This window comes from Burkholderia anthina, from assembly GCF_001547525.1.
Taxonomy (GTDB): domain Bacteria; phylum Pseudomonadota; class Gammaproteobacteria; order Burkholderiales; family Burkholderiaceae; genus Burkholderia; species Burkholderia semiarida.
Genome location: NZ_CM003768.1, coordinates 3,192,999 through 3,219,177, shown reverse-complemented (window position 1 = coordinate 3,219,177; position 26,179 = coordinate 3,192,999). Strand labels below are relative to the sequence as shown.

At 69.4% G+C, this 26,179-nt stretch carries 26 protein-coding genes; 14 read left to right on the top strand and 12 right to left on the bottom strand.

Annotation, left to right across the window (positions count from 1 at the left end; all coding sequences use genetic code 11):
* Positions 1 to 36 precede the first annotated feature (36 nt).
* Positions 37 to 783 carry a GntR family transcriptional regulator gene (locus WS64_RS14700; protein WP_006489667.1) on the top strand — a complete coding sequence of 249 codons (747 nt, stop codon included), beginning with the start codon at positions 37 to 39 and terminating at the stop codon, positions 781 to 783.
* A 34-nt stretch (positions 784 to 817) separates the two neighbouring features.
* On the opposite strand, the gene WS64_RS14695 is transcribed toward WS64_RS14700, so the two are convergent.
* Positions 818 to 2,209: a CoA transferase gene (locus WS64_RS14695; RefSeq protein WP_060966746.1), complete on the bottom strand. Its 1,392-nt coding sequence runs from the start codon at positions 2,207 to 2,209 to the stop codon at positions 818 to 820.
* A 140-nt stretch (positions 2,210 to 2,349) separates the two neighbouring features.
* Between WS64_RS14695 and WS64_RS14690 the strand changes: the two genes are divergently transcribed.
* A complete protein-coding gene (locus tag WS64_RS14690; protein ID WP_060966745.1) occupies positions 2,350 to 3,582 on the top strand; it encodes a citrate/2-methylcitrate synthase in 1,233 nt (410 codons plus the stop codon).
* On the opposite strand, the gene WS64_RS14685 is transcribed toward WS64_RS14690, so the two are convergent.
* Positions 3,555 to 3,878, bottom strand: coding sequence for a DUF2917 domain-containing protein (locus WS64_RS14685; RefSeq protein WP_060966744.1), 324 nt, complete (start codon positions 3,876 to 3,878; stop codon positions 3,555 to 3,557). The two genes, WS64_RS14690 and WS64_RS14685, sit on opposite strands and share 28 nt — an antisense overlap.
* Positions 3,879 to 4,115: 237 nt before the next feature.
* Between WS64_RS14685 and mdtD the strand changes: the two genes are divergently transcribed.
* Entirely contained in the window at positions 4,116 to 5,552 is a 1,437-nt protein-coding gene (mdtD, locus tag WS64_RS14680; RefSeq protein ID WP_059578356.1) for a multidrug transporter subunit MdtD, read from the top strand.
* Between the two features lie 168 nt (positions 5,553 to 5,720).
* Positions 5,721 to 6,995 (top strand): EAL domain-containing protein, encoded by a 1,275-nt coding sequence (locus WS64_RS14675; protein WP_059644873.1) that lies wholly within the window; start codon positions 5,721 to 5,723, stop codon positions 6,993 to 6,995.
* A gap of 26 nt (positions 6,996 to 7,021) precedes the next feature.
* On the opposite strand, the gene WS64_RS14670 is transcribed toward WS64_RS14675, so the two are convergent.
* Positions 7,022 to 7,627, bottom strand: coding sequence for a class I SAM-dependent methyltransferase (locus WS64_RS14670; protein WP_059578363.1), 606 nt, complete (start codon positions 7,625 to 7,627; stop codon positions 7,022 to 7,024).
* A gap of 239 nt (positions 7,628 to 7,866) precedes the next feature.
* Positions 7,867 to 8,391 (bottom strand): Mpo1 family 2-hydroxy fatty acid dioxygenase, encoded by a 525-nt coding sequence (locus WS64_RS14660; protein ID WP_060966742.1) that lies wholly within the window; start codon positions 8,389 to 8,391, stop codon positions 7,867 to 7,869.
* Between the two features lie 81 nt (positions 8,392 to 8,472).
* On the opposite strand from WS64_RS14660, the gene WS64_RS14655 reads away from it, so the two are divergent.
* Positions 8,473 to 9,180 (top strand): Crp/Fnr family transcriptional regulator, encoded by a 708-nt coding sequence (locus WS64_RS14655; protein WP_060966741.1) that lies wholly within the window; start codon positions 8,473 to 8,475, stop codon positions 9,178 to 9,180.
* A gap of 117 nt (positions 9,181 to 9,297) precedes the next feature.
* Positions 9,298 to 10,509, top strand: a complete 1,212-nt coding sequence (gene chrA / locus WS64_RS14650; protein WP_060966977.1) for a chromate efflux transporter — start codon at positions 9,298 to 9,300, stop codon at positions 10,507 to 10,509.
* 111 nt (positions 10,510 to 10,620) lie between these two features.
* On the opposite strand, the gene sodB is transcribed toward chrA, so the two are convergent.
* Together sodB and xseA are read right to left on the bottom strand one after the other, a co-directional pair.
* Complete coding sequence (gene sodB, locus WS64_RS14645) at positions 10,621 to 11,199, bottom strand: superoxide dismutase [Fe] (RefSeq protein WP_059578375.1); 579 nt, start codon at positions 11,197 to 11,199, stop codon at positions 10,621 to 10,623.
* Between the two features lie 229 nt (positions 11,200 to 11,428).
* Positions 11,429 to 12,811 (bottom strand): exodeoxyribonuclease VII large subunit, encoded by a 1,383-nt coding sequence (gene xseA / locus WS64_RS14640; protein WP_059644857.1) that lies wholly within the window; start codon positions 12,809 to 12,811, stop codon positions 11,429 to 11,431.
* Between the two features lie 448 nt (positions 12,812 to 13,259).
* Between xseA and lpxK the strand changes: the two genes are divergently transcribed.
* The 4 genes from lpxK (at position 13,260) to adk (ending at position 16,256) form a co-directional block, all read left to right on the top strand.
* Positions 13,260 to 14,288: a tetraacyldisaccharide 4'-kinase gene (lpxK, locus tag WS64_RS14635; RefSeq protein ID WP_060966740.1), complete on the top strand. Its 1,029-nt coding sequence runs from the start codon at positions 13,260 to 13,262 to the stop codon at positions 14,286 to 14,288.
* Positions 14,269 to 14,463, top strand: coding sequence for a Trm112 family protein (locus WS64_RS14630; protein ID WP_006482216.1), 195 nt, complete (start codon positions 14,269 to 14,271; stop codon positions 14,461 to 14,463). The genes lpxK and WS64_RS14630 overlap by 20 nt, the downstream gene beginning before the upstream one ends.
* A gap of 131 nt (positions 14,464 to 14,594) precedes the next feature.
* Positions 14,595 to 15,386 (top strand): 3-deoxy-manno-octulosonate cytidylyltransferase, encoded by a 792-nt coding sequence (gene kdsB, locus WS64_RS14625; RefSeq protein WP_059578383.1) that lies wholly within the window; start codon positions 14,595 to 14,597, stop codon positions 15,384 to 15,386.
* Positions 15,387 to 15,593: 207 nt separating this feature from the next.
* Entirely contained in the window at positions 15,594 to 16,256 is a 663-nt protein-coding gene (gene adk, locus WS64_RS14620; protein WP_060966739.1) for an adenylate kinase, read from the top strand.
* A gap of 230 nt (positions 16,257 to 16,486) precedes the next feature.
* Here adk and WS64_RS14615 read toward each other — a convergent pair whose 3' ends face one another.
* A complete protein-coding gene (locus WS64_RS14615; protein WP_060313760.1) occupies positions 16,487 to 17,329 on the bottom strand; it encodes a SirB1 family protein in 843 nt (280 codons plus the stop codon).
* An 8-nt stretch (positions 17,330 to 17,337) separates the two neighbouring features.
* Positions 17,338 to 18,888 (bottom strand): murein biosynthesis integral membrane protein MurJ, encoded by a 1,551-nt coding sequence (murJ, locus tag WS64_RS14610; RefSeq protein ID WP_060313726.1) that lies wholly within the window; start codon positions 18,886 to 18,888, stop codon positions 17,338 to 17,340.
* Positions 18,889 to 19,191: 303 nt separating this feature from the next.
* Between murJ and rpsT the strand changes: the two genes are divergently transcribed.
* Positions 19,192 to 19,464, top strand: a complete 273-nt coding sequence (gene rpsT, locus WS64_RS14605) for a 30S ribosomal protein S20 (protein ID WP_006482211.1) — start codon at positions 19,192 to 19,194, stop codon at positions 19,462 to 19,464.
* A gap of 158 nt (positions 19,465 to 19,622) precedes the next feature.
* On the opposite strand, the gene WS64_RS14600 is transcribed toward rpsT, so the two are convergent.
* The gene (locus tag WS64_RS14600) at positions 19,623 to 19,943 is read right to left on the bottom strand and encodes a DUF3579 domain-containing protein (protein WP_034178852.1); all 321 of its coding nucleotides are present in this window, start codon (positions 19,941 to 19,943) and stop codon (positions 19,623 to 19,625) included.
* A gap of 413 nt (positions 19,944 to 20,356) precedes the next feature.
* Here WS64_RS14600 and argF point away from each other — a divergent pair, with 413 nt between their 5' ends.
* Positions 20,357 to 21,286, top strand: a complete 930-nt coding sequence (gene argF, locus WS64_RS14595; protein ID WP_006482207.1) for an ornithine carbamoyltransferase — start codon at positions 20,357 to 20,359, stop codon at positions 21,284 to 21,286.
* A gap of 86 nt (positions 21,287 to 21,372) precedes the next feature.
* Here the strand turns inward: argF and murB are convergent, their stop codons facing one another.
* Complete coding sequence (gene murB, locus WS64_RS14590; RefSeq protein WP_060966738.1) at positions 21,373 to 22,422, bottom strand: UDP-N-acetylmuramate dehydrogenase; 1,050 nt, start codon at positions 22,420 to 22,422, stop codon at positions 21,373 to 21,375.
* A 136-nt stretch (positions 22,423 to 22,558) separates the two neighbouring features.
* Between murB and WS64_RS14585 the strand changes: the two genes are divergently transcribed.
* Entirely contained in the window at positions 22,559 to 23,044 is a 486-nt protein-coding gene (locus WS64_RS14585) for a YajQ family cyclic di-GMP-binding protein (RefSeq protein ID WP_034208219.1), read from the top strand.
* A gap of 78 nt (positions 23,045 to 23,122) precedes the next feature.
* On the opposite strand, the gene plsY is transcribed toward WS64_RS14585, so the two are convergent.
* Positions 23,123 to 23,764, bottom strand: coding sequence for a glycerol-3-phosphate 1-O-acyltransferase PlsY (gene plsY / locus WS64_RS14580; protein WP_059644845.1), 642 nt, complete (start codon positions 23,762 to 23,764; stop codon positions 23,123 to 23,125).
* Positions 23,765 to 23,880: 116 nt separating this feature from the next.
* Positions 23,881 to 24,372, bottom strand: coding sequence for a Cys-tRNA(Pro) deacylase (gene ybaK / locus WS64_RS14575; protein ID WP_012329097.1), 492 nt, complete (start codon positions 24,370 to 24,372; stop codon positions 23,881 to 23,883).
* Between the two features lie 235 nt (positions 24,373 to 24,607).
* Between ybaK and WS64_RS14570 the strand changes: the two genes are divergently transcribed.
* Positions 24,608 to 26,170, top strand: a complete 1,563-nt coding sequence (locus WS64_RS14570) for a class I adenylate-forming enzyme family protein (protein WP_060966737.1) — start codon at positions 24,608 to 24,610, stop codon at positions 26,168 to 26,170.
* The last annotated feature ends 9 nt before the right edge of the window (positions 26,171 to 26,179 follow it).

The window sequence follows — 26,179 nt, the reverse complement described above, 5'->3', positions numbered from 1 at the left end:
ACTTAGAATGGCCGCAACCTGATCGATACCCATTGTATGAAGGCACCCACGGACGACCGCTGGCAGGACCTGCGCCCCGACCCCGACAACGATACGCCGCTCTACCTGCAGCTCGCCCGCAAGCTCGGCGATGCAATCCACGACAACCGCTGGACGGCCGGCGAAGCGCTGCCTTCCGAGCGTGTGTTGTCCGAAGCGCTTGGCGTGTCGCGCATCACCGCGCGCAAGGCGATCGCGCTGCTCGTCGAGCAAGGCTTGATCCGCCGCACGCAGGGCGCGGGCAACTTCATCCAGCCGCGCTACGAGGATCCGCTGTCGCGGCTGTCGAGCTTCAGCGAAATGCTCGAGCGCCGCGGCTTCAAGCCGAGCTCGCAGTGGCTCGCACGCGAAATCCAGCCGGCCAACCGCGACGAAGTGATCCAGCTCGGGCTGTCGCCGGCCGCATCTGTTACGCGGCTGAAACGTCTGCGCCTGGCCGACGGCATCGTGATGGCCGTCGAGAACTCGACGTTCCCCGCGACGCTGATTCCCGATCCGCAGGCGATCGTCGGCTCCCTGTACAGCTATCTCGAAGCGCGCGGCACGCCGATCGTGCGCGCGCTGCAGCATTTCCGCGCGGTCAACGCGACCGACGAGATCGCCGAACAGATGGGCATCGCCCCGCACGACGCCCTGCTGCTGATCACGCGGATCGGCTATACGTCCGACCAGCGCGCGATCGAACTGACCGATACCTACTGCCGAAACGACTACTACGATTTCGTCGTCGAGCTGCGCAAGTAACGCGAGGCACGGCGCCTGCGCTTACAACTAGCGCTCACAACCAGCGCGCGTCGTCGGTGCCGAGCGGCACGGGCGGACGCGCGAACGACGGCGGCGTCGCCGACAACCGCTCGGCCGGCCGCACGGTGTCGAGCACGCCGAACGGCGACGCGACGCGCTCGATCCGGTCGCGCACGTCGGCCAGCGCGAGATCGGGCGCGTGCAACCCGCCCGGCACGGCGCCGAACGACTGCAGCCAGCGCCCCGTCTGCGCGAGCGACGTCCGCACGTGCCAGCTTCCCCCTTCGCGCGCGCGCCGGGCGAGCGCGATCATCGCGCCGAACGCCGCGAGATACCCCGTTGCATGGTCGAGCGCCTGGCATGGCAGATGGCGCGGCCCGCTCGCCTGCGCGGCCTGCTGCTCGTGCCATGCGATTCCGCTCGCCGACTGCACGAGGCTGTCGAACCCGCGCCGCTTCGCCCACGGCCCGGCGTGCCCGTACGCCGACACCGACACGTAGACGATGCCGGGCCGCCGCTCGGCCAGCGCCTGCGGCGCGAACCCGCGCGCGGCGAGCGCGCCGGGCCGGTACGACTGCAGGAACACGTCCGTCTCGCGCGCCAGCGCGTGCAGCGTATCGACGCCTGCCGCGTCGCGCAGATCGATCCACGTCGAGCGCTTGCCGCGTCCGTTGTCGATCACGAGCGGCGCGATGTTCGGCAGATGCGGGCCGTTGACGAGCAGCGTCTGCGCGCCATGCGACGCCAGCGTGCGGCCCGCGACCGGCCCCGCGATGATGCGCGTGAGATCGAGCACGCGCACGCCGGCCAGCGGCCGGCCGCCCTCGCCGCGGCCGATCGGCTCGGGCGGCGCGTCACCGATCCGCTCGATCTCGAACAGCGGCAGCGACGCGATCGCGCGCGCCTGCTCGTGCGCCGCCCATTCGTCAGGCGTTCTGATCAATGCCGCGCACAGGCCGGCGTCGGCCAGCGCGGTATCGAGCGCCGCGCCGTCCCACGTGCGAATCGCCGCGGCGACGTCGGCCGGCTGCGGGCCGCAGCCGAGCACATCGAGAATGCCGTGCAGGTGATGCGGGAAATTCGCGTGCAGCTGAATCCAGCGTCCGTCGCCCGTCTCGAAGAAGCCGGTGACGGGATGACGCAACTCGGGCGGCGGCCCGTCGTCCACGCGCAGGTAGCGTTCGCTGCGAAACGCCACGAGCGCGTCGCGCACCGACACGTCGACCGATTGCGCCACGCCCGTGCGCAGCCGATGGCATTCGGCTGCCGCGAGCGCGGCCGCGGCGATCGTCGCGGCGGCAAGCGTGCCCACATGAAACGTCGACGGCAACGTCGGGTCCTGTCCGGTCACGGTCGTACGAGCCAGCGCGTCGCGCTCGCCGTGTGCGAGTTGCCAAAGATGCGCCATTGCGGATTCGGGTGTCATGGTGAAGGAGATACCGTCGAGGAGACGGAATCGAGTCTAGAATTCGCGACAGGCGAGATCAATCTTGATTGCGCGAATCAATACATAACGAATAGTTGTAGCGGTTCCGCGCTTCATGCGCGGCGACAGGAGCAACCGGCATGACGTCCCTCAGTGCGCAGGAAGCCGCCGGCATGCTCGGCGTCAGCGTGAGCACCCTCTATGCATACGTGAGCCGCGGCCTGCTGCGCTCGCTGCCCGACGGCGCGACCAAGCGCCGCCGCTACGACGCCGACGAAGTGCGCCTGCTCGCGCGCCGCCGCGCCGACGCGAAGCGCGCGGGCGGTGTCGCCGAACGTTCGCTCGACTGGGGCGTGCCGGTCCTGGAATCGCGGATCACGCAGATCGCCGACGGCCGCCTGCGCTATCGCGGCGCGGATGCGATCGCGCTGGCCGATACGGCGACACTCGAGGAAACGGCCGCGCGGCTGTGGGATTGTCCGCCCGCGCGGCTGGCCGCCGCGTCGCTCGCATCGACCGGTTTCGACGCGGCGCAATGGCGCGACTGGGCTCATCGCTGGGCGCCGCTCGCGCCGCTCGAACGCGCGCTGGTGCTGCTGCCGGCCGCGGCCGCATCGCTGCCGCGCCTGTGGGCGCTGGGGCGCGATGCACAGCTCGATTCCGCCGCATTGCTGCTGCGCGTCGCGACGGCCGCGCTCGCCGGCATCGCGCCGGGCGACGCGCCCGTGCACCGGCAGCTCGCGGCCGCGTGGCGCGTGCGACGGCGCGCCGAGGCCGACCTGCTGCGGCGTGCGCTCGTGCTGTGCGCCGATCACGAACTGAATCCGTCGACCTTCGCGGTGCGCTGCATCGCGTCGACCGGCACCCATCTGTTCGGCGCGATCTCGGGCGGGCTCGCGGCGCTGTCGGGGCCGCGCCACGGCGGCGAGACGTTCCGCGCGGGCACGCTGCTCGACGAAGCGGCCCGCGCCGGCGATCTCGATCGCTACCTCGCGCTGCGGCTCGCGCACGACGAACGCGCGGACGGCGGCCGCACGGCCCTGTCCGGCTTCGCGCACCCGCTATACCCCGACGGCGATCCGCGCGCACGGGCGCTGCTCGATGCGCTGCACGCGGCGGCGCCCGAGCGGCCGGCGCTGCGCGTGGCGCGCGCGCTCGCCGCGCGCGTCGAAGCGGCGACGGGCCTGCGGCCGGCGATCGATTTCGCGCTCGCGGTGCTGGAGCGCACGCTCGCACTGCCCGACGGCGCGGCGTTCACGCTGTTCGCGACCGGCCGCACGGCCGGCTGGATCGCGCACGCGCTCGAACAGTACGCGGACGGAAAGCTGATCCGGCCACGCGCACGCTACGTCGGCAGCGACGCGGCCGGGTGACGCCGGCCGTGACGCCACGCGGCGAACGGACGCCACCACGCGGACGTCGAGCGCACGGCCGGCGCCGCGAGCGGGCCGAACGCGAACGTCGCGCCGCGCGGCCCGGCGCCGACCCACGCGCGCATGCCGGGCAGCAACGTCAGCGATGCGCCCGCACCCAGCCAGTGATCGTCGGGCCGGCCCTCGACGGTCACCCACACGTCGCCTTCGGCCACTTCGAGCAGCGTGAGATCGACGATCCGCCACCGGCCGGCCGGCTCGTCGCCGTCCATCACGTAAAGTCGCAGTTCGCGCATGGCAGCCTCCTGGTCGCACGGGTTCGACGACACCAGTATTTCGGACGGAGGCGGCACACGGACAGATACGGCAGCAGACGCTTTCGGCTGAACTGTACTGGCCGCCCGACGGGGACAGGCTTCCCGTGGCACGGCCGGCCGAGGTCGAGTCGGGCCGCATCACATATCGCCCCGAACCTGCACGGCGCGGCGGCTTTCCCTACAATGTCGGCTGTCCCGCGCCACCACCCCGCCCTCATGTTCCAACGCCCGCCCGCCGCCGCTCCCGGCGAAAAAAACCTCACCGTGATGCTCTGGCTCGTCGCGACGGGCTTCTTCATGCAGACGCTCGACGCGACGATCGTCAACACGGCGCTGCCGTCGATGGCCGCGAGCCTCGGCGAATCGCCGCTGCGGATGCAATCGGTCGTGATCGCGTACTCGCTGACGATGGCGGTGATGATCCCCGTGTCGGGCTGGCTCGCCGACACGTTCGGCACGCGACGCGTGTTCTTCAGCGCGATCCTGGTGTTCTCGCTCGGCTCGCTGCTGTGCGCGAACGCGCATACGCTGACGCAGCTCGTCGCGTTCCGCGTCGTGCAGGGCGTCGGCGGCGCGATGCTGCTGCCGGTCGGGCGGCTCGCGGTGCTGCGCACGTTTCCGGCCGAGCGCTACCTGCCCGCGCTGTCGTTCGTCGCGATTCCGGGCCTGATCGGCCCGCTGATCGGGCCGACGCTCGGCGGCTGGCTCGTGAAGATCGCGTCGTGGCACTGGATTTTCCTGATCAACGTGCCGGTCGGCGTCGCGGGCTGCATCGCGACCTTCTATTCGATGCCCGATTCGCGCAACCCGGCCGCCGGCCGCTTCGACCTGAAGGGCTATCTGCTGCTGACGATCGGCATGGTCGCGATCTCGCTGTCGCTCGACGGGCTCGCCGATCTCGGCATGCAGCACGCGGCCGTGCTGGTGCTGCTCGTCCTGAGCCTCGCGTGCTTCGTCGCGTACGGGCTGTACGCGGTGCGCGCGCCGCAGCCGATCTTCTCGCTCGAGCTGTTCAAGATCCACACGTTCAGCGTCGGGCTGCTCGGCAACCTGTTCGCGCGGATCGGCAGCGGCGCGATGCCGTACCTGATCCCGCTGCTGCTGCAGGTGAGCCTCGGCTACTCGGCGTTCGAGGCCGGGCTGATGATGCTGCCGGTCGCGGCGGCCGGCATGTTCTCGAAGCGGATCATCACGCGGCTGATCACGCAGCACGGCTATCGCAAGGTGCTGCTCGCGAACACGATCATGGTCGGCGTGATGATGGCAAGCTTCGCGCTGATGCGCGACACGGTGCCCGTGTGGGTGAAGGTCGTGCATCTCGCGCTGTTCGGCGGCTTCAACTCGATGCAGTTCACCGCGATGAACACGCTGACCCTGAAGGATCTCGGCACCGGCGGCGCGAGCAGCGGCAACAGCCTGTTCTCGCTCGTGCAGATGCTGTCGATGAGCCTCGGCGTCACGGTCGCCGGCGCGCTGCTCGCGACGTTCACCGGCATGCTGCGCACCGTGACGCCGAGCAACACGCTGCCGGCGTTCCACGCGACGTTCATCTGCGTCGGGATCATCACGGCCGCGTCCGCGTGGATCTTCGCGCAGCTCGCGCCCGAGATCCGCGGCCCGGCGCGCAAGACCGACCCGTCCGAGCGCGCGTGACGCGCGGCGCGCGCCGAATCGGGCCGGCGCGCACCATCGCGGTGCAACGCGACCCGGCCGCGCGCGTGCCGGCCGCGCCGGGCGGCCGTACACGGCGCCATGCCGCCGTGCATGCTTCTTGCTGGCCTATTCTGTAGGTAAACTGGCAGCCTTCCTTCGGCCGACATCATGAGCATGATCGAAATCGATCCCCCCGGCTTTCAACCGCCCCGCCCGGTCGCCGGCGACGACGGGAACCGGCGCACCGTGCTGTACGGCGGCTACACCGTGTTCAGCGTGTTTCAGCCCGTTTTCTCGGTGTCGCACCGGCGCGCGATCGGCTATCACGCGTCGCTGCGTGCGCACGACGAGGAAAACCGCCAGGTGGCGTCGCACGAGGTGTTCACGCAGGCGGCACGGCGCGGCGACCTGCTCGAGCTCGGCCGGCTCGCCGAATCGTTGCATCTCGGTAACTTCCACGCGTTCGACAGCCACGACGAGTGGCTCTTCCTGAGCCTGCATCCGGCCGCGCTGATGGACACCGTGTACGGCGACGCGCTGCTCGCGAACCTGAAGGCGCTCGGGCTGCCGCCGCACCGCGTGGTGCTCGAGGTGCCCGAACAGGCCGGCGGCGAGACGCCGCGCTATGCGGCGATCATCGACGGGCTGCGCAAGGCCGGCTTCCTGATCGCGCTCGTCGGATTCGGCGCGAAGCATTCGAACATCGATCGCGTGTGGCACCTGCATCCCGACATCGTCACGCTCGACCGCGGCATCCTCGCGCAGGCGAGCGAGCACTCGCATCTCGAACGCGTGCTGCCGGGGCTCGTGTCGCTGCTGCACGAATCCGGCCAGCTCGTGCTGATGGGCGGGCTCTCGACCGAACGCGACGCGCTGATCGCGCTCGAATGCGACGTCGATTTCGTGCAGGGCCAGTACTTCGCGGGGCCGAGCGTCGATCCCGTGCAGCCGCAGGCCGCCGCGGGCTGCATGGATACGCTCTCGGCCGCGCTGCGGCTGCGCGTCGCGCAGCGCGAGCGCACGCAGGCGGAACGGCTCGCGCCGTACGTCGCCGCGCTCGAGGAAGCGAGCCGCAAGCTCGGCGCGGGCGAATCGCTCACCGATGCGGCGGCCGCGGTGCTCGGGCTGCCCGAGACCGCACGCTGCTTCCTGCTCGACGCGTCGGGCCGCCAGATCGGCGACAACGTGCTCGCGCGCGGCAGCGTGTCGCAACGCGCGAAGCGCTTCCGGCCGCTGCTGCATTCCGAAGGCGCGAGCTGGGAACGCCGCCCGTACTTCATCGACGCGATGCGCGCGCCGGGCGGCGTGCATCTGACGCCGCCCTACCTGTCGATCAACGAGGCGCACCTGTGCGTGACCGCGTCGATCGCCGCACCGGCCGCGACGGGCATGCAGGTGCTCTGCGTCGACATCAACTGGGAAGCGGCGCTCAGCCGCGAATGAGTGCTAAGTGCGCCGGCGCGGCGCGCTCACGCGTCGCCGCCCGCCCTGCGCACGATCAACCGGTGCACGCGCTTGCCGGACGATGCGCTGACGACCTCGTGCTCGTCGATCACGCGCACGCCGGCGCCGAGCGCCGCATGCATCCGCGCCGAATCGAGCGGCGTATAGAGGCGGCCGCGCTCGTCGCGCAGCACGCCGTTTCCGGCCACCCGCCAGCTCAGGTACAACGTGCCGCCCGGCATCAGCAGATCGGCCAGCCGCGCGGCGGCCGCCGCCGCGTCCGCCTGTTCGAGATGCATGACGACCGTTTCGCACAGTACGTTGCGAAACGCGCCGGACGGTACGCCGGCCAGCGCCGGGAGCGCGGCCCGCTCGAAAATCAGATCCCGATGGCGCCGCCGCGCCTCGTCGAGCAGCGCGGCGCTCGCGTCGTAGCCGCGCACGTCGAAGCCGCGCGACGCGAGCCACGCCGTATCGCGCCCCGCGCCGCAGCCGACGTCGGCGGTCAGCCCCGGCGAGAAATACTGTTCGAGCAGTGCGTACATGTCGTCGGGCGCAGCCTGGTCGAGCCAGTCCTGCGCGTATTGCGCGGCATGGGCGTCGTAGGCATCGAGGGTCGGGCGATCCACCATGGCGATTGCTCCGCAAAGGCGTCGTATGACGCACTCCGCATCTTAGCCGTTGCGTGCGGCCTGCGCCGACGGCGGATGGTGCGACGCCGGCCTGCGCGGCCTGCACGCGCGCCGCACGCGACGGCTGACGCGCCGCCGCGCTTTCCGCGTCGTGAACGAGCACGCACAGTCGCGCATTGCCCGGCGCCGGCGCACCGAAGCGCCCGCGCTGAACACGCAGACCGGCCCCGGCCGGCGCATCAGACAGGTGAATGCGCGCCGCCGTGCACGGGGCCCGCGCGCCGCTCGACTTCGCGGCGCACGTCGCCGCGCAGCCCCGCGAAGAACGCGACCTCGGCGACGACGAACAGCGGCCCGACGATCAGGCCGGTCAGATCGTCGACGAACGCGGGCTTGCGGCCTTCGAACCAGTGCCCGACGAACTGCACGATCCAGCCGACGACGAACGCGCCGATGCCGATCGCGAGCCATTGCGCGGTCGGCCTCAGCGCCAGCGACTGCGCGGCCCACAGGGCGAGCGCGAACAGCACGGCCATCACGATCCCGAACCGCAGGTCGAGACGCAGGTAAAACACCGCGGACGCGACGGCGAGCAGCAGTGCGGGTGACAGCGCGATGCCGGCCGGCGTCCCGAGCGCCGGCCGCGACAGCAGCACCGCGATCGCGAACACGATCATCGGGATGCCGACCAGATGCGTCGCGATGTTGCGCGCGTCGCGATGGTAGGCCGCATACTGGGAAAGATGGTCTTCGAGGGTCTTCATGGCGTCTCCTGATCGGTTATTGAGCGCTATGATGCGCATCACGCCCGAGAACCGCTGTCAGCTACCCGACATCGCGCGCCCATGCCTTCCTCGCTCGCCCCGTACCTGCCGCAGATCGAAGCGAACCCGTGGTTCGCCGCGCTGCCGCCCGCGCTGCGCGCGGAGCTGATCGCCCGCGCGACGCCGCGCCATCTGCCGTCCGGCCAGGCGCTGTTCCGGCGCGGCGACCCGCCGTGCGGGCTGTACGCGGTGCTGGCCGGTTCACTCACGATAGGCGCGGTCGATCCGCAGGGCAAGGAAGCGCTGCTGACGGTGGCCGAGCCCGTCACCTGGTTCGGCGAGATCGCGTTGTTCGACGGCCTGCCGCGCACGCACGACGCCATCGCGCTTGACGACACGCTGCTGCTGCACGTACCGCAGGCCGCGCTGCTCGCGATCCTCGATACGACGCCGCAATACTGGCGGCAGTTCGCGCTGCTGATGGCGCAAAAGCTGCGCCTGAGCTTCCTGACGGTCGAATCGATAAGCGTGATGCCGGCCGCGCAGCGGCTTGCCGCGCGGCTGCTGATGATCGCCGAAGGCTACGGCGGCATCAGCGCCGGGCGCACGCACATCCGGCTGTCGCAGGAAATGCTCGCGTCGATGCTGTCGCTGACGCGGCAGACGACCAACCAGTTGCTGAAGGCGCTGCAGGCCGATGGCGTCGTGCGGCTGCACGTCGGCGAGATCGAGCTCGTGGACGTCGACGCGTTGCGCCGCGCGAGCGGGCTCGGCGACGGCGCGTACTGAACGGCGCGCCACGGCCTCTATCGGCCCCTATCAGCCTGTATCGGCCGCGACGCGCTGCCCGCGGCGGCCGAGTTGCGCTATCGTGGCGGCTCGTTTCCGTCCACCGCGCGCATCGCCTTGAACACGTCGACCGTCCCCGCCCCCGCCCGTCATCCGTGGCCCGTATTCATCGCGTTCGTGCGGCTAGGCCTCACGTCGTTCGGCGGGCCGGTCGCGCATCTCGGCTACTTTCGCGCGGAATTCGTCACGCGGCGCGGCTGGCTCACCGAGCGCACCTATGCCGATCTCGTCGGGCTGTGCCAGTTCCTGCCCGGGCCGGCGAGCAGCCAGGTCGGGATGGCGATCGGTCTCGCGCGTGCCGGCTATGCCGGCATGTTCGCCGCGTGGCTCGGCTTCACGCTGCCGTCGGCGCTGCTGATGATGCTGTTCGCGCTCGGCGTTCACGCGACAGGCGCGCCGATCGAAGCCGGCGCGCTGCACGGGCTGCGCATCGTATCGGTCGCGGTGATCGCGCAAGCCGTGTGGGGCATGGCGCGTACGCTGTGCCCCGATGCGCGGCGCGTCACGCTGATGGCCGCGGCCGCGTGCGTGGCGCTGCTCGCGCCGGCCGCGTGGACGCAGGTCGCGGTGATCGCGGTGGCCGCGGCCGCCGGTCTCGCGCTGCTGCCGCAGCCGGCACGTGACGCGCACGAACCGTTGCCGCTGCACGTGTCGCCGCGCGCAGGCGTGTTGTGGCTCGCACTGTTCGCGGCGCTGCTCGCCGCACTGCCGTTCGCGGCCCGCGCGCTGCGCTCCGATACGCTGGCCGTCGTCGATGCGTTCTTCCGCACGGGCGCGCTCGTGTTCGGCGGCGGCCATGTGGTGCTGCCGCTGCTGCAGGCGGCCGTGGTCGCGCCCGGCTGGGTCGGCGATTCGGCGTTTCTCGCCGGGTATGGCGTCGCGCAGGCCGTGCCGGGGCCGCTGTTCACGTTCTCGGCATTTCTCGGTGCGTCGCTGCGCGACGCGCCGAATGGCTGGCTCGGCGGCACGATCGCACTCGTGTCGATCTTCGCGCCGTCGTTCCTGCTCATCGCCGGCACCGCGCCGTTCTGGGAACGCCTGCGCCGCAGCGCGCGCATGCAGGCAGCGCTCGCCGGCGTGAACGCGGCCGTCGTCGGGCTGCTGCTCGCCGCGCTCTATCACCCGGTCTGGACCGACACGATCGTCGCGCCGCGCGACCTGGCCGCCGCGCTGGTCGCGTTCGTCGCGCTGGTGTTCTGGCGCGTGCCGCCCTGGGCCGTCGTGATCGCGAGCGCGGCGCTCGGCTGGCTGCTCGGCATGGCCGGCTGAGCCGGCCGGCGCGACACGTTCGGGGCGGGACAAAACAAAAAGCCCTCGAAACCGAGGGCTCCGAGGGCCTTGTTCGATGCCGCGCGCCGTGACGGCGCGCAGGCGCCGGACTTACGCGAAGTTCTTCGCCGCGAAGTCCCAGTTCACGATGTTCCAGAACGCTTCGACGAACTTCGGACGCGCGTTGCGGTAGTCGATGTAGTACGCGTGTTCCCACACGTCGATCGTCAGCAGCGGCTTGTCGGCGGTCGTCAGCGGCGTGGCGGCGTTGCTGGTCGACACGATGTCGAGCGAACCGTCGGCCTTCTTCACGAGCCATGCCCAGCCCGAACCGAACGTGCCGACCGCGGCCTTCGTGAACGCTTCCTTGAATGCGTCGTACGAACCCCACTTCGCGTTGATCGCGTCGCCCAGCGCGCCCGACGGTGCGCCGCCGCCGTTCGGCGACAGGCTGTTCCAGAAGAACGTGTGGTTCCAGATTTGCGCGGCGTTGTTGAAGATGCCGCCCGACGACTTCTTGATGATCTCTTCCAGCGGCAGGTTTTCGAATTCCGTGCCCGGGATCAGATTGTTCAGGTTCGTCACATAAGCCTGGTGGTGCTTGCCGTAGTGGTACTCGATCGTCTCTTTCGAGATGGTCGGCGCGAGTGCGTCTTCAGCGTACGGGAGCGGCGGGAGCGTATGAGCCATGGCGATTCCTTCGTTGAGTATGTAGGGAGGCTGTGTTGGATGCTGCCGAGCGTCCGATTGTAGGCGAGGACGAATAACCCCGCAAACTCACGGGCCATTTATCCGCGGTATGCGGAAAAGCGATGCTGGCGCAACGTCCGGCAGGGCGAATCGGACGATGCGCAGCATTCGTGCCCGGCCGCGCGGCATGCGTTGCGATGATCGTCGCGCCTCGCGCGCGCCGCTTGCGTCAGATCGTATCGGTCAGCCGCGGCTGCACGTCGGCGAGCGACACGTCGGCCGCGCCTTCGGCGAGATGCACGGTCAGGCGCCGCTGCGGCTTCAGCGCGCTCGGCGCGCGCACCGCGCGGCCCGTCTGCGCATCGATCAGCGCCGCATAGCCGCGCTCGAGCGTACGCTGCGGGCTCAGCACCTCGAGCCGTGCGGCACAGGCCGACACACGCGCAGTGTCGCGTTCGTGACGACGCTGCAGCGCGACCGCGAGACGTTGCGACAACCCCGCGAGCGCGTGGCGCGCCTGTGACGCATCGGGCCGCGCGCGCTGCCAGCGTAGTTGCGCGAGCGCGAAACGCGCGCGCGCATCGCGCACCGGCCGCGATGCCGCCGACGCGAGCCGCACCGCGAGCTGCTCGACGTGCGTACGCTGCCGCTGCAGCCGCTCGGCCGGACTCACGAGCCGGCGCGCGAGCCAGTCGAGCTGCTGCGCGCGCTGTTCGAGCCGGCGCGCCATGCCGCGCGCGAGCGCACGCTGACGCTCGTCGACCTCGCGCAGCAGCAGCGCGCGCTGCGGGCTCGCGAGTTCGGCCGCGCCGGTCGGCGTCGGCGCGCGCAGGTCGGCCGCGAAATCGGCGATCGTGAAATCGGTTTCGTGCCCGACGCCGCTCACGACCGGCAGCTCGCTCGCCGCGATCGCGCGCGCGAGCGCTTCGTCGTTGAACGACCATAGATCCTCGATCGAGCCGCCGCCGCGGCACACCAGCAGCACGTCGACCTCGCGCCGCGCATTCGCGGTCGCGACGGCCGCGACGAGCTTTTCGGCGGAACCGGCGCCCTGCACGGGAGCCGGATAGACGATCACCGGAATGTGCGGCGCACGCCGGGCGAGCGTGGTCAGCACGTCGCGCAGCGCGGCGGCCTGCAGCGACGTGACGATGCCGATCGCGCGCGGATGAGCCGGCAACGGCCGCTTGCGCTCGGGGGCGAACAGGCCCTCGCCTTCGAGCTGGGCCTTCAGCCGCAGGAACGCCTCGTACAGGCGCCCCTGTCCGGTGCGCCGCACGGCTTCGACGTTGAGCTGCACTTCGCCGCGCGGCTCGTACATCGTGACGACCGCGCGCACCTCGATGCGGTCGCCTTCGCGGGGCGTGAATTCCGCGTATTGCGCACGGCCGCGGAACATCACGCAGCGCATCTGCGCCTGCTGGTCCTTGATCGAGAAATACCAGTGGCCGCTCGCGGCGCGCGTGAAGTTCGATACTTCGCCGGAAATCCACAGCAGCGGAAACGCGCGCTCGAGCATCGTCGAAATCGCACGGTTGAGCGCCGAAACGGGAATCACTTCGTCGCCGCCGCGCGTGGCGCCGGGTGCGGAAAAAGGAGAATCGGAAAGCATGGGCGGTCGGATGAATGCTGGCGGCGTCACGATAGTCCGACACGCGCGCGGCGTCCAGCGTCGCCGTATTCGCCGCCACGCGTGGAAGGTGTCCACACGCTGACATTCGTCCGCGTAAAACGCGCGGAAACCGCCAAAAAATCCAGACGATTCTCCGTAACGCCTTGATTTTTATAATTTTTTAAACCTTTCAGAATGATTCTCATCCGATTCGATGCCCGCCGGACGGGCGTTTGAGGCAATCGACCGGCGAGTTCTTCACAGAGTTATCCACAGGCCGGTACGATCCCGCCCCGTCGGCCGGGTCGGCCGGTCGCGCTTGCCGCGTCGGCGTGCGGCGCGCTAGAGTGCCGCCTTCCACGGCCCTGCGGCACGCGCCGCCCAACGGAGAATCCGCCTTGACGAATCCGTCCCTCGCCGCGGCGCACGACGCGCCGCGCCCGGCCCGATGAGCGCGCCCGGCGGCCCGCTCGCGCGACTCGAAGCGCGCCTGACACGCGAATGGCAGCGGCGCGGCGCGCTCGCGTGGGCGCTCACGCCGTTCGCATGCGTGTTCGGCCTGTGCGCGGCGCTGCGGCGCACTGCTTACGCGCAAGGCTGGAAGCAGCCGATCGACGTCGGCGTGCCGGTCGTCGTGGTCGGCAACGTGACCGTCGGCGGCACCGGCAAGACGCCGACCGTGATCGCGCTCGTCGACGCGCTGCGCGCGGCCGGCTTCACGCCCGGCGTCGTGTCGCGCGGCTATGGCGCGACCGTGAAGGCGCCGACCGCCGTCACGCCGGCGTCGCGCGCGGGCGCGGCCGGCGACGAACCGCTGCTGATCGCGCGCCGCACCGGCGCGCCCGTGTGGGTGTGCCCCGACCGCGTCGCGGCCGCGCAGGCGCTGCGCGCCGCGCACCCGGACGTCGACGTGATCGTCAGCGACGACGGCCTGCAGCACTACCGCCTCGCGCGCACCGTCGAGCTCGTCGTGTTCGACCACCGGCTCGGCGGCAACGGTTTCCTGCTGCCGGCCGGGCCGCTGCGCGAGCCGCTGTCGCGGCGCCGCGACGCGACGCTCGTCAACGATCCGTACAGCGGCGCGCTGCCGCCGTGGCCCGACACCTACGCGCTCGCGCTGACGCCGGGCGCCGCGTGGCACCTCGACCAGCCCGCGCTGCGCCGCCCGCTGTCGCAGTTCGCGAACGAACGCGTGCTCGCCGCGGCCGGCATCGGCGCGCCGGAGCGCTTCTTCGCGACGCTGCGCGCGGCCGGCCTCGCGCCGGCGACCCGCGCGCTGCCCGACCATTACGCGTTCGCGGACAATCCGTTCGTGGACGACGCCGTCGACGCGATCCTGATCACCGAGAAGGATGCAGTAAAATTGGGCGCTTCCTGGCGCGACGCCCGACTGTGGGTGGTCCCCGTCGAAGCCGCGCTCGACCCTCGCCTCATTGCCCTCGTTGTGGAGAAACTCCGTGGACGCTCGCCTGCTTGAAATCATTGTGTGCCCTATCTGCAAAGGCCCGCTCCACTACGACCGTGCCGCGCAGGAGCTGATCTGCAACGCGGACAAGCTCGCGTACCCGATCCGCGACGGCATCCCCGTGATGCTCGTCGACGAAGCGCGCCAGACCGTCGAAGGCACGCCGGTCGATCCGGCCGGCCGCTGAGCCGCTGAGCCGCCGCGCCGCTCGCCGGCGCGACGATTCGACACCGACGGCCCGGCCCCGACCGGGCCGCCGCACTCCGCCGGGCGACCGGCTTCCGGCGTCGCCCGCCCCGTCCTTTTCAGCGCTCCCCGATGACTCACCCGCAACCCTTCATCGCCGTCATTCCCGCCCGGCTCGCGTCGACGCGGCTCCCGAACAAGCCGCTCGCCGATCTCGGCGGCAAGCCGATGGTCGTGCGTGTCGCCGAGCGCGCGCGCGAAGCGGGCGCGCAGCAGGTGCTCGTCGCATCCGACGCGCAGAGCGTGCTCGACGCGGCGCGCGATCACGGCTTCGAAGCGGTGCTCACGCGCGCCGATCATCCGTCCGGCACCGACCGGCTCGCGGAAGTCGCGGCGGCTTTCGGCTGGCGCGACGACACCGTCGTCGTCAACGTGCAGGGCGACGAGCCGCTGATCGACCCCGCGCTGGTCCGCGACGTAGCGTCGCACCTGGCCGCGCATCCGGCGTGCGCGATCGCCACCGCGGCCCACCCGATCCACGACGCGGCCGACGTGTTCAACCCGAACGTCGTGAAGGTCGCGCTCGACGCGCAGAGCGTCGCGCTGTACTTCTCCCGCGCGCCGATTCCGTGGAGCCGCGACGCATATCAGCCGCACTGGCCCGACGTCGCGGCCATGCCGGCGCCGGCTTTCCCGGTCTACCGGCACATCGGCCTCTATGCGTATCGCGCGCGTTTCCTGCGCACCTATCCGTCGCTCGCGCAGGCGCCGATCGAGCAAGCCGAGCAGCTCGAACAGCTGCGCGCGCTGTGGCACGGCGAACGCATCGCGGTGCTGATCACCGAATCCGCGCCCGAAGCCGGCATCGATACGCCGGCCGATCTCGCGCGCGTGCAGGCCCTTTTTCGGCCGGGTTCAAAATAACCCATGGCATAATCAGGCGATTGTGCGAGCCGTCCGCGACCAGCGCGTCCTCGCTTGACCCGCCCGTGGCGCCGCCGGCAGCCGCGCGTCGCTCGAACCGACGCGCCGCATCAGACCGGTCCGCCACGCGCCGTGCAAGCCCCGCGCCCACTGTCGCCGGCACGTTTGTGTCTCGCCACACGAATCTACATACTTGGAGATATCACCATGCGTTTGATCCTGTTGGGCGCGCCCGGCGCGGGAAAGGGCACCCAGGCAAACTTCATCAAGGAAAAATTCGGCATCCCGCAAATCTCGACGGGCGACATGCTGCGCGCGGCCGTGAAGGCCGGCACGCCGCTCGGCGTCGAGGCGAAGGGCTACATGGACGCCGGCAAGCTCGTGCCGGACGCGCTGATCATCGGCCTCGTGAAGGAGCGCCTGATGGAACCCGACTGCGCGAATGGCTATCTGTTCGACGGTTTCCCGCGCACGATCGCGCAGGCTGACGCGATGAAGGAAGCCGGCGTCGCGATCGACTACGTGCTCGAGATCGACGTCCCGTTCTCGGAAATCATCGAGCGCATGAGCGGCCGCCGCACGCACCCGGCATCGGGCCGCACGTACCACGTCAAGTTCAATCCGCCGAAGGTCGAAGGTCAGGACGACGTGACGGGCGAACCGCTGATCCAGCGCGACGACGACAAGGAAGAAACGGTCAAGAAGCGTCTCGAAGTGTACGAAGCGCAGACCAAGCCGCTGATCACGTACTACGGCGACTGGGCGCAGCGCGGCGAGGAAAACGGTCTGAAGGCGCCGCAGTATCGCAAGATCTCGGGCCTCGGCACCGTCGACGAAATCCGCGAGCGCGCGTTTGACGCACTGAAGTAAGCCGCGCGTCGCGCACTGGCAGGCCGCCCGTTCCGGGCGGCTTTTTTTTCGCCTGCGCGCGATTCGCGCGACCGGGCGCGTGTCGCCACAGCGGGAATCCGATGCTCGGCGGCGAAGTGATTCGCGTCGACGGTGTGATCCGGATGCAGCCGAAGCCAACGCACGCGCACAAGAAAAACGCCCGCTGTGCGGGCGTCATTGTCGCGTACCGGCGCCGGCGCGGTGGTCGCTCAATCCTCGCCGTCGCGCTGCATCCGCTGTCGCAACTCGCTGACCTGCGACTCGACGACGGTCGCGTCTTCCGCCTCCGGACGCTCGCCGAGATACTGCTCGAGATCCTCGAGCGCGGGGCGCAGGTAGTCGAGCCGCGCATACGCGAAGCCGCGGTCGCGCACCTCGTCGAGCTGCTCGGGCAACAGGATCACGAGCCGCTGCTGCACCGCGAGCAGCCGCTGCCAGCGTTCCGTCTGCAGATAGATCGTCTTCAGGTTACGCAGCATCCGCGCGATGATCTCGCGGCTCGTCGCGGGCTGCAGCAGCGCGCGCAACGCGCTGTCGACCGCGCCGGCCGCGCGCGCGACGTACGGCTCGAGCATCTCGACCATCTCGGCCTCGGACAGCGAATGGCCGTTGGTCGGATCGATGATCAGGTCGCCGTCCGGCAGCGTCACGCGCAGCAGGAAATGGCCGGGAAACGATACGCCGCGCGCCGGCACGCCGATCTGCTCGGCGAGCTCCAGATACAGCACCGACAGCGAGATCGGAATCCCGCGCCGCCGTTTCAGCACGGCATTCAGGTGGCTGTTATCGGGGTCGTAGTAATCGTTGTGATTGCACGCGAAGCCGAGCTCGCGGAAGAAGAAGTCGTTCAGCGCGGCGACGCGGCCCTTCAGGTCCGCATCGTCGGCGAGCCGCCGGCGCAGCCGCGCCGCCAGCATGTCGAGTTCGGCCAGCGTGCCCTGCAGGTCGAGGTCGGGATACGCGTCCTGCGCCAGCGACAGCGCGGCTTCCGTGACGGGCAGACTGTCGTCGTCCGCCACGAGCGTGCTGAAGTAGTCGAGGACGCGGGTCATTGCGGTCGTCACTTGGCGCGCCTTCTGAAGTAAGCGTATTTGAAGCCCATCACCCACAACATACCGAAATATAGTGCAGCAAACAGCACGAGGCACGCAGCCATCAGCGCGATGCGATCGAGCGGCTGCGCGCGCATGCCCGTCCAGTCGAAACTGATCGCGCACCAGTGCATCAGGCCCGCGAGCACGAGCGCCGCGCCGACGAGCTGCACGAAGAAGCGCAGCCAGCCCGGCGACGGCTGGTAGATGCCGCGCTTGCGCAGCCCGAGGAACAGCAGCAGCGAATTCAGGCACGCGCCGACGCCGATGCTCAGCGTGAGGCCCGCGTGGCCGATCAGCGGCACGAACACGTAGTTCGACAGCTGCGTGACGATCAGCACGCCGACCGCGATCTTCACGGGCGTCTTGATGTCCTGCTTCGCATAGAAGCCCGGCGCGAGGATCTTGATCAGGATGATGCCGACGAGGCCGATCCCGTAGGTCGCGAGCGCGCGCGCGACCATCGTGACGGTATGCGCGTCGAACTTGCCGTAGTTGAACAGCGTCGCGGTGAGCGGCGTCGCGAAGAAGAACAGCGCGAGCGCGCTCGGCGCCGCGAGCAGGAACGTGACGCGCAGCCCCCAGTCGAGCAGCGCCGAATATTCGTGCGAATCGGCGTCGACGTGCGCCTTCGACAGGCTCGGCAGCAGGATCGTGCCGAGCGCGACGCCGAGCAGCGCGGTCGGGAATTCCATCAGGCGGTCGGCATAATTGATCCACGACACGGCGCCCTGCCCGAGCCGCGACGCGATGTTGGTGTTGATGATCAGCGACAATTGCGCGACCGACACCGCGAACGTCGCGGGCACCATCTTCGCGAGCACGCGCTTCACGCCCGGATGACGCAGCGCGCGCAGCGGGTTGACGCCGATCAGCGGCACCATGTCGATCTTCTTCAGGCCCGGCAACTGCACGAGAAACTGCAGCACGCCGCCGACGATGACGGCCCACGCCAGCGCGTAGACCGGCACCTTCAGATGCGGCGCGACGAACACGGCCGCGGCGATGAACGCGACGTTCAGCAGCACCGGCGCGAAGGCAGGCAGCGAGAAGCTCTTGTACGTGTTCAGCACGCCCGACGCGAGCGTCGTCAGCGAAATGAACACGATGTACGGGAACATGATCCGCGTCATCGTGACCGCGAGCGGGAACGCCTGGCCGTCGCCGTGCAGGCCGGACGCGACCGCGAACACGACCCACGACGCACCGGCGATGCCGACGATCGACAGCACGGCCAGCGCCCACGCGAGCACGGTGGACATCGCGTCGACGAGCGCCTTCGTCGCATCGTGCCCCTGCTGGTTCTTGAACTCGGCGAGGATCGGCACGAACGCCTGCGAGAACGCGCCTTCGGCGGACAGGCGGCGCAGCAGGTTCGGAATACGGAAGGCGACGTAGAACGCGTCGGTGTATTGACTGGCGCCGAACGCACGGGCGATCAGCGTCTCGCGGGCCAGTCCGGTCACGCGCGACAGCAGCGTGAAGCCGCTGACCGTCAGCAGGGCTCGGAATAGATTCATGGGGCGCTTATTATACGGACGTTGCGCGACCCGGCCATCGCCGATGCCGAAAAGCACGGCCGCCGCCCGCGCCCCGCCCGGCGAGCGTTACGTCGAACTTGCCACTCGCTTGATTTTGTTGCTATAATCGCCGGTTTCTGGGCTCGTACATGCACGGCAACTGCCGTTTTCATGTCCCGGCCTCTGTTAAAATCACCGTTTTTTTATGCGCCCCTGGGCAATCGTTCTCAGGGGACGGATCGAAAAGCAGCGCTTGGCCGTCAGGCTCCAAGCTCTGGAAACAGGACAGGATAAGGAACCGTCATGGCTAACTCCGCACAAGCACGCAAGCGCGCCCGCCAGGCCGCGAAGGCAAACTCGCACAACTCGGCGCTGCGCTCGAAATTCCGTACCGCGATCAAGTCGGTTCGCAAGGCTGTTGAAGCCGGCGACCAGGCAAAGGCTGCCGAGCTGTTCAAGGCTGCCGTGAAGACGATCGACACGATCGCCGACAAGAAGATCGTTCACAAGAACAAGGCCGCTCGCAGCAAGAGCCGCCTGGCCGCAGCCGTCAAGGGTCTGCAGGCAGCAGCGTAAATCCGGTGCGCCCGCGCGAGCGGGCGCTCCTGTTTCCTGCGATCACGAAAAAGCCCGCCTAGGCGGGCTTTTTTGTTGCCTGCCGCCGGCGCATCGGGCGCGGCGGCGGGATTTGCCCGGGCTGGCGCAGCTCGCGCCCTCGCCCGCCGGCATCACACTCACTTCTTCGCGCCGTAGTCCGGCAGTTCGCACGCCTCGGTCACGACGAGGTTGTTGTCCTTCGCGAAATTCAGCACGAAATCGAAAGCCATCGGCTCGATGTCGCGCAACCGCGAATCGAGGATCACGCATTTCAGGTCGCCGAGCATCGTCGGGCGCACGTACAGCGAATACTTGAGACGCGCGTTCGGCCCGCTCGCCCCCGGCCCGAAGCAGGCCATCACACCGGCCAGACGTTCCGACCAGTCGCTCGGGCGAAACTTTTTCCCGTCTTTCGTGATGCCCTGGATGAAGAATTCGGTCGGAGGGGTTTCAGCCATGTGGTTACCCAAGTGACGGCCCGGCGATGCCCAGGCAACGGCGCCTGGATACGCGAACACAAAGCTGGAGTGGCAAGCGGCACAAGCGTTCCGATATCCCGAAAACGAGGCGTCGATGTGCGCCGCCGGTGGACTGCACCGGATTTGTGCAGCGCACGGCTTGTGTCCGGCAGAGCGCGAAAAGCCTTGCCTGCCGGGCTGGAGAAAACTTTTGGATTATACCGCAGCGCGCCATCGCGCGTCGTCCCGACGCCCGTCTACCCGCACCGCCGGCCACGCGCGGCGACGCTGCCCCGCGTCGCGCCACGGCTCGTCAAAGCACGGAAAATCCTTTATGCTGCTTTGAGTTATCCACACCCGACGGCGGCGCCGTCCGGCCTCGCTGCCGGGTGAGACCCGCCGTATTTCGTTTCATGACCGCCAAAACCATTCGTCACTACCTGCAGTTCAAGGATTTCTCGCTGGAAGACTACGAGTACGTGCTCGAACGCACGGGTATCCTGAAGCGCAAGTTCAAGAACTACGAGACCTATCACCCGCTGCACGACCGCACGCTCGCGATGATCTTCGAGAAGAGCTCGACGCGCACGCGCCTGTCGTTCGAGGCCGGGATCTTCCAGCTCGGCGGCCACGCCGTGTTCATGAGCACGCGCGACACGCAGCTCGGCCGCGGCGAGCCCGTCGAGGATTCCGCGCAGGTCATCTCGCGGATGGTCGACATCATCATGATCCGCACGTTCGAGCAGGACGTGATCACGCGCTTCGCGCAGAATTCCCGCGTGCCGGTGATCAACGGCCTGACGAACGAATACCACCCGTGCCAGGTGCTCGCCGACATCTTCACGTACTACGAGCACCGCGGCCCGATCGCCGGCAAGACCGTCGCGTGGGTCGGCGACGCGAACAACATGCTCTACACGTGGATCGAAGCCGCGCAGATCCTCGGCTTCAAGCTGCGCCTGTCCACCCCGCCGGGCTATGCGCTCGACATGAAGCTCGTGTCGCCCGACAGCGCACCGTTCTACGAGGTGTTCGACGATCCGAACGAAGCGTGCAAGGGCGCCGATCTCGTGACGACCGACGTCTGGACGAGCATGGGTTTCGAGGCCGAGAACGAAGCGCGCAAGCAGGCATTCGCCGACTGGTGCGTCGACGAGGAAATGATGGGCCATGCGAATCCGGATGCGCTCTTCATGCACTGCCTGCCCGCGCACCGCGGCGAGGAAGTGACGGCCGGCGTGATCGACGGCCCGCAGAGCGTCGTGTGGGACGAAGCGGAAAACCGCCTGCACGTGCAGAAGGCGCTGATGGAGTTCCTGCTGCTCGGCCGTCTGAAGCACTGATGCGCGGCAGCGCACACGCGTAAAAAAAGCGCCGGTCGACGATCGGCGCTTTTCGTTTGGGTGCGCCGAAACCGGCGCGCGCTGCGTTACAGGCAGACCGGTTCCGGCTCCAGCTCGACGCCGAACCGCGCGCGCACGTCGGCCTGGATCGCCCGCGCCAGCGCGAGCACGTCGGCGCCCGTCGCGCCGCCGCGATTGACGAGCACGAGCGCCTGGCGGTCGTGCACAGCCGCCGCACCGAGCGCGCGCCCCTTCCAGCCGCAGCGGTCGATCAGCCAGCCGGCCGCGAGCTTCACGTGGCCGTCCGGCTGCGGATAGGACACGACGTCGGGCACCCGCGCGCGCAGCGCGTCGAACTGCGCGGCGCCAATCACCGGATTCTTAAAGAAACTGCCCGCATTGCCGAGCACCAGCGGATCGGGCAGCTTCGCGCGGCGGATCGCGACGACCGCATCGAACACGTCGCGCGGCGTCGCCGCGTCGGGCGCGATGCCGCGCGCGTCGAGCTCGCGCGTGACGTCCGCGTAGCCGAGCCGCGGCGTCCATTGCTTCGGCAGCCGGAACGTCACCGCGACGATCGCGAACCGGCCGCGCCCGTCCCGCTTGAAGAAGCTGTCGCGGTAACCGAACGCGCAGCGCGCGGCGTCGAAACGCTCGCGGCGTCCCGTCGCCAGCTCGACCGCGACCAGCGAATCGAAGTACGCCTTCATCTCGAGGCCGTATGCGCCGATGTTCTGGATCGGCGCGGCGCCGACGGTACCCGGGATCAGCGCGAGATTCTCGAGGCCCGGCATCCCGTGCTCGAGCGTCCACGCGACGAACGCGTGCCAGTTCTCGCCGCCGCCGGCCTCGACGTACCACGCATCGCCGTCCTCGCGCACGACGCGGCGGCCCGCGATCTCGTCGAGCAGCACGACGCCGTCGAAATCGCGCGTGAACACGATATTGCTGCCGCCGCCGAGCACGAGCCGCGGCAGGTTCGCGAGCCGCGGGTCGCGATGCAGCGCCTCGAACTGCGCCGCCTGTGTGATGTGCGCGGCGAAGCGCGCGCGCGCGGCGATGCCGAACGTGTTGTGCGCGGCGAGCGGATGGTCGGGAAGCAGCGACAGGGCGGAATCGTCAGGGGGCATCGGCATTCGCGGTCGCGTCGGCCCGGGCGGCGCAGGGCCGGCCTTGGGCAAACGCAGGGGCATCGGTAAAATGGCAAACAGTCCGCAATTATAGCGAGTGCCCGCGCGCGAGCCGGGCGCCCGCATCTCAAGGGAGAATGCCATGCCATCGTTCGACGTCGTTTCCGAAGCGAACATGATCGAAGTGAAGAACGCCATCGAGCAGTCGAACAAGGAAATCTCGACGCGCTTCGACTTCAAGGGCTCCGACGCACGCGTCGAGCAGAAGGAACGCGAGCTGACGCTGTTCGCCGACGACGATTTCAAGCTCGGCCAGGTCAAGGACGTGCTGATCGGCAAGCTGGCCAAGCGCAACGTCGACGTGCGCTTCCTCGACTACGGCAAGGTCGAGAAGATCGGCGGCGACAAGGTCAAGCAGATCGTCACCGTGAAGAAAGGCGTGACGGGCGACCTCGCGAAGAAGATCGTGCGCCTCGTGAAGGACAGCAAGATCAAGGTGCAGGCGAGCATCCAGGGCGACGCGGTGCGCATCTCGGGCGCGAAGCGCGACGACCTGCAGAGCACGATCGCGATGCTGCGCAAGGACGTGACCGACACGCCGCTCGACTTCAACAACTTCCGCGACTGACCGGCAACCGGCCCGTCGCATCATCCAGCCGGGCCCGCATACGCGGCGCGCCCGGCGCGCGGCCCGCGCCGCGCGTTCTCAGGCTTTCCCGCCGTCCTGCGCGCCGCCGTCCGCGGCCGCCTTCTTCTTGTCGCCGATCCGGCTCTCCTGCCCCGCGAGCAGCTTCGAAATGTTGCCGCGGTGACGCCATACGAGCAGCACGCTCATCGCGAGCACGGCCCAGGCGATCGGGTTGTGGCCCGGCATGCCGAACAGGAACACGTCGAACACCGGAGCGAACACGGCGGCCACCAGCGCCGCGAGCGACGAATAGCGGAAGAAGAATGCGACGATCAGCCAGGTCAGCGCGGTCGCGAGCCCGAGTACCGGGTGCACGGCAAGCAGCACGCCGGCCGCGGTCGCGACGCCCTTGCCGCCCTGGAAGCGGAAGAACACCGGGTACAGGTGGCCGAGGAACACGGCGATCGCGACCCACGCGATCGCGACGTCGGGCAGGCCGAAGCGACGGGCGAGCCAGACGGCGATCCAGCCCTTGAACGCGTCGCCGACGAGCGTCAGGATCGCGGCCTTCTTGTTGCCGCTGCGCAGCACGTTGGTCGCGCCGGGATTCTTCGACCCGTACGAACGCGGGTCGGCCAGGCCCATCACGGAACTGACGACGACGGCGAACGACACCGAACCGATCAGGTAGGCAACGAGGGCGGCGAGCAGGATCTGCATGCGGAGGACTCTTCTTTCAACGTATCGGGAAAGGGACGGCCGTGCGCGGCAAGCCGGCAGGCCGAAACGGCGCCCATTCTACCGAACGGGCGCGAGGTGCCACGAAGGTGAAACCCTCAGTCGACGCTCGCGCATTGCACGGGCTGCGCGCCGAGCAGCGACGTGAGCACCGCCGGCGCGAGGCTGACGAGGTAGCCGCGCCGGCCGCCGTTCAGATAGATCGTCGGCAATTCGAGGATCGTCGCCTCGACGTAGACGGGCATCGTCTTGCGCGTGCCGAACGGCGACGTGCCGCCGACGAGATAGCCCGAATGGCGGTTCGCGACCTCGGGCTTGCATGGCTCGACGCGCTTCGCGCCGATCTGCCGCGCGAGATTCTTCGTCGACACGGTGCGGTCGCCGTGCATCAGCACGATCAGCGGCTTCGCGTGTTCGTCTTCCATTACGAGCGTCTTCACGACGCTGTGCTCGTCGACGCCGAGCTGGCGCGCCGATTCGCCGGTGCCGCCGTGCTCGACGTATTCGTACGGATGCTCGCCGAATGCGACGCCATGACGGCGCAGCAGCTGGGTCGCGGGGGTTTCGGACACGTGTCTGGATTTGCTCATGGCGGCATTTTAATGGCGAACGATCGGCGGGCGCGCAATGGCGTGCCCGCGCCGACGGTATACTCGCGGCCCGTTTTCCGCCGGCCCGCCGCATCGCCGTCGCGATCGCGCCCATCATCGTTGCGAACTTCGTGAAGCGCTATTGTCCGATTGGCCGATTGTCGCGCACGCGCCGCCATGGCACGATCGTTCGCAAATATCGTCGGCCGTCGCCGGCCCATCATCTGGAGACGCCATGTCCTCGCCCATCCGTGCATCCGAATCGCTCGACGTCGATGCGCTGCTCGCCGCGCTGCCGCGTCGGATTGCCGACGTGCCGGCGCACCGGGCCGCCCAGTCGCCCGCGCATCCGGCGCTGATCGAGGATGCGCGCCGGCTGTCGTACGGCGAGCTGGCGCAGGCCGTCGACGCGGCGGCCGCGCGGCTGGCGGGCCTCGGCGTGCAAGGCGGCGACCGCGTGATGATCGTCGCGGAAAACTGCGTCGCGCAGATCGTGCTGCTGTTCGCGGCCGCGCGCATCGACGCGTGGGCGCTCGTGTCGAACGCGCGGTTGTCGGCCGCCGAGCTCGATGCGATCGCCGCGCACGCGCGGCCGAAGCTGATCGCGTTCACGAGCGACGCGTCGGCCGACGCGCGCGCCCATGCCGGGCGGCTCGGGGCGACGCCCGCCGGTGCGCTGCCGGTCGACATCGGTGCGTGGTCGTATCGGGTCGATGCGGGCGCGCCGGCCGAACCGGTGGCCGCCGACGGCGCCGCGCAATGCGCGGCGCTGATCTACACGACCGGCACGACCGGTACGCCGAAAGGCGTGATGCTGTCGCACCGCAACCTGCTGTTCATCGCGGCAACGTCGAGCATGCTGCGCCGCGTGTCGCCCGACGACGTCGTCTACACGGTGCTGCCCGTGTCGCACGTGTACGGGCTCGCGTCGGTGTGCCTGGGCAGCCTGTACGCGGGCGCGACGCTGCGGCTCGCGCCGCGCTTCTCGCCGGAAGCCGTGCGCATCGCGCTCGCCGACGAAGGCGTCACGATCTTCCAGGGCGTGCCCGCGATGCACGCGAAGCTGCTCGAACACGTGCACACGCACCGCCATGCGTGGCGCGCGCCGCGGCTGCGCTTCGCGTATTCGGGCGGCTCGCCGCTCGATGCGAATCTGAAGGCGCGCGTCGAGCGCCTGTATGGCGTGCCGCTGCACAACGGCTACGGGATGACCGAAAGCAGCCCGACGATCACGCAGACGCCGCTCGACGCGCCGCGCACGGACAGCTCGGTCGGCGTGCCGATTCCGGGCGTCGACATGCGGATCGTCGCGCCGGACGGCACCGACGTGCCGCCGGGCGAAGTCGGCGAGATCCGCGTGCGCGGGCCGAACGTGATGCTCGGCTACTACCGCGACACGGACGCGACGCGCGCGGCCGTGTCGCCGGACGGCTGGCTGAGCACCGGCGATCTCGCGCGGCAGGGCGCGGACGGCGCGGTGACGATCGTGGGCCGCAGCAAGGAGCTGATCATCCGCTCGGGCTTCAACGTGTATCCGGTCGAGGTCGAGCAGGTGCTGAACGCGCATCCGGACGTCGTGCAGGCGGCCGTGATCGGCCGGGCGATCGACGGCAACGAGGAAGTGCTCGCGTTCGTCGAGCTGGTGCCGGGCGCGGCGGCGGACGAGGCGGCATTGCATGCGTGGTGCGCGGAGCGGCTCACGGCTTACAAACGCCCCGCGCACATCCGCGTGCTCGATGCGCTGCCGGCCGCATCGACCGGCAAGGTGCTCAAGCACCGGCTGCGCGAGCTGGTCTGACGCAGCCGC

Excerpts from the sequence above, each read along its gene's own strand:
- WS64_RS14700 (WP_006489667.1), top strand. The coding sequence starts at position 37 with ATGAAGGCACCCACGGACGACCGCTGGCAGGACCTGCGCCCCGACCCC.
- WS64_RS14695 (WP_060966746.1), bottom strand. The coding sequence starts at position 2,209 with ATGACACCCGAATCCGCAATGGCGCATCTTTGGCAACTCGCACACGGC.
- WS64_RS14690 (WP_060966745.1), top strand. The coding sequence starts at position 2,350 with ATGACGTCCCTCAGTGCGCAGGAAGCCGCCGGCATGCTCGGCGTCAGC.
- WS64_RS14685 (WP_060966744.1), bottom strand. The coding sequence starts at position 3,878 with ATGCGCGAACTGCGACTTTACGTGATGGACGGCGACGAGCCGGCCGGC.
- mdtD (WP_059578356.1), top strand. The coding sequence starts at position 4,116 with ATGTTCCAACGCCCGCCCGCCGCCGCTCCCGGCGAAAAAAACCTCACC.
- WS64_RS14675 (WP_059644873.1), top strand. The coding sequence starts at position 5,721 with ATGAGCATGATCGAAATCGATCCCCCCGGCTTTCAACCGCCCCGCCCG.
- WS64_RS14670 (WP_059578363.1), bottom strand. The coding sequence starts at position 7,627 with ATGGTGGATCGCCCGACCCTCGATGCCTACGACGCCCATGCCGCGCAA.
- WS64_RS14660 (WP_060966742.1), bottom strand. The coding sequence starts at position 8,391 with ATGAAGACCCTCGAAGACCATCTTTCCCAGTATGCGGCCTACCATCGC.
- WS64_RS14655 (WP_060966741.1), top strand. The coding sequence starts at position 8,473 with ATGCCTTCCTCGCTCGCCCCGTACCTGCCGCAGATCGAAGCGAACCCG.
- sodB (WP_059578375.1), bottom strand. The coding sequence starts at position 11,199 with ATGGCTCATACGCTCCCGCCGCTCCCGTACGCTGAAGACGCACTCGCG.
- xseA (WP_059644857.1), bottom strand. The coding sequence starts at position 12,811 with ATGCTTTCCGATTCTCCTTTTTCCGCACCCGGCGCCACGCGCGGCGGC.
- lpxK (WP_060966740.1), top strand. The coding sequence starts at position 13,260 with ATGAGCGCGCCCGGCGGCCCGCTCGCGCGACTCGAAGCGCGCCTGACA.
- kdsB (WP_059578383.1), top strand. The coding sequence starts at position 14,595 with ATGACTCACCCGCAACCCTTCATCGCCGTCATTCCCGCCCGGCTCGCG.
- adk (WP_060966739.1), top strand. The coding sequence starts at position 15,594 with ATGCGTTTGATCCTGTTGGGCGCGCCCGGCGCGGGAAAGGGCACCCAG.
- WS64_RS14615 (WP_060313760.1), bottom strand. The coding sequence starts at position 17,329 with ATGACCCGCGTCCTCGACTACTTCAGCACGCTCGTGGCGGACGACGAC.
- murJ (WP_060313726.1), bottom strand. The coding sequence starts at position 18,888 with ATGAATCTATTCCGAGCCCTGCTGACGGTCAGCGGCTTCACGCTGCTG.
- rpsT (WP_006482211.1), top strand. The coding sequence starts at position 19,192 with ATGGCTAACTCCGCACAAGCACGCAAGCGCGCCCGCCAGGCCGCGAAG.
- WS64_RS14600 (WP_034178852.1), bottom strand. The coding sequence starts at position 19,943 with ATGGCTGAAACCCCTCCGACCGAATTCTTCATCCAGGGCATCACGAAA.
- argF (WP_006482207.1), top strand. The coding sequence starts at position 20,357 with ATGACCGCCAAAACCATTCGTCACTACCTGCAGTTCAAGGATTTCTCG.
- murB (WP_060966738.1), bottom strand. The coding sequence starts at position 22,422 with ATGCCGATGCCCCCTGACGATTCCGCCCTGTCGCTGCTTCCCGACCAT.
- WS64_RS14585 (WP_034208219.1), top strand. The coding sequence starts at position 22,559 with ATGCCATCGTTCGACGTCGTTTCCGAAGCGAACATGATCGAAGTGAAG.
- plsY (WP_059644845.1), bottom strand. The coding sequence starts at position 23,764 with ATGCAGATCCTGCTCGCCGCCCTCGTTGCCTACCTGATCGGTTCGGTG.
- ybaK (WP_012329097.1), bottom strand. The coding sequence starts at position 24,372 with ATGAGCAAATCCAGACACGTGTCCGAAACCCCCGCGACCCAGCTGCTG.
- WS64_RS14570 (WP_060966737.1), top strand. The coding sequence starts at position 24,608 with ATGTCCTCGCCCATCCGTGCATCCGAATCGCTCGACGTCGATGCGCTG.